This is a genomic window from Promicromonospora citrea (assembly GCF_013004695.1).
Lineage (GTDB): Bacteria > Actinomycetota > Actinomycetes > Actinomycetales > Cellulomonadaceae > Promicromonospora > Promicromonospora citrea.
In genome coordinates, this window is record NZ_JABEMG010000279.1 from 1 (window position 1) to 1,479 (window position 1,479).

At 76.5% G+C, this 1,479-nt stretch carries 1 protein-coding gene; it reads left to right on the top strand.

Annotation, left to right across the window (positions count from 1 at the left end):
* Positions 1 to 234 precede the first annotated feature (234 nt).
* On the top strand, positions 235 to 1,479 hold a 1,245-nt coding region (locus HLB15_RS23600), incomplete at its 3' end, for a UvrD-helicase domain-containing protein (RefSeq protein WP_171109201.1).

The window sequence follows — 1,479 nt, forward strand, 5'->3', positions numbered from 1 at the left end:
CCCCCCCCCCCCCCCCCCCCCCCCCCACCACCACGACGACCCGTCGAGGTCCCGCCGCCTCCCCGCACACCGGGGGAGCAGCACACCGCCCCCGATTCCCCCAAGGTTCCCCCACGGCGCTCCGCCAGACGGCGAACCAGCAGGGTGGGGCCGGAGCACACAGTTCAACGACTGAATGGGCACCGACCGGATGGGCACGGACCGGATGGGCACGGACTGGATGGGCACCGACTGATGGACGTCTTCGACCTCGCAGGACCCCTGCCGCGCGGCACCGCGCTGCTCGAGGCGAGCGCGGGCACGGGCAAGACCTTCGCGATCGGCGCGCTCGTCACCCGGTACGTCGCCGAGGGCGTCGTACCGCTCGAGGAGATGCTCGTGGTCACGTTCGGGCGCGCCGCGACCCAGGAGCTGCGCGACCGCGTGCGCGGCGCCCTGCTGCGCGCCGAGCGCGCCTTCGCCGCGGCGCTCTCGGGCGGCGGCACGGAGGGTGGCACGGAGGGCGGCACGGACGAGGTGGACGAGGTGCTCGCCGCGCTGCTCGACGTCGACGACGTGGAGCGGGTGGTGCGGCACCGGCGCCTGGCGGACGCCCTGGCGTCGTTCGACCACGCGACGATCGCGACGATCCACCAGTTCTGCCAGCTCGTGCTGCGCTCGCTCGGGGTGGCCGGGGACACCGAGCCGGGCGCGGAGCTCGTCGAGTCGCTGACCGACCTCACGGTCGAGGTCGTCGACGACCTGTACCTGCGCCGGTACGGCAACGCCCCCGAGCCGCCGCCGTTCGACCGGGCGTGCGCGCTCATGGTGGCCACGGCCGCCGTCGAGGACCCGCGGGCCGCGCTGGCGGACGCCGACCCGGACGATCCCGTCGGTTCCGCGCGGGTGTCGTTCGCCCGCGAGGTGCGGGCCGAGATGGAGCGCCGCAAGCGGCGCCTGGGCATCCTGTCCTACGACGACCTGCTCGGCCGCCTCGCCGACGCCCTCGACCCGGCGTCGGCCGACGGCGGGGCAGCGGTGCGGACCCGGATGCGCGAGCGGTGGCGGGTCGTGCTGGTCGACGAGTTCCAGGACACCGACCCGGTGCAGTGGCAGGTGCTGGACCGGGCGTTCGGAGGCGCGCCGGATGCGGCGGACCCGGCGGGGGACCGGGCGACGGTGCTGGTCGGCGACCCCAAGCAGGCGATCTACGCCTTCCGCGGCGGGGACGTCGTGGCCTACCTCGACGCCGCGCGGCACGCCGCGACACGCGCGACGCTCGGCAGCAACTGGCGCTCCGACGCGCCGCTCGTGGAGGCGCTCGGCGTGCTGCTCGGCAACGCGGCGCTCGGCCACCCCGAGATCGTGGTCCGTCCCGTGACCGCACAGGGCGGGACGGGGCGCCTGGCCGGGGCGCCGCACCCGGCGCCGTTCCGGCTGCGGCAGGTGCTGCGCGCGGGGCTGCCCACCGTCCGCAGCGGCGCGGTCCAGGTGGGCGCG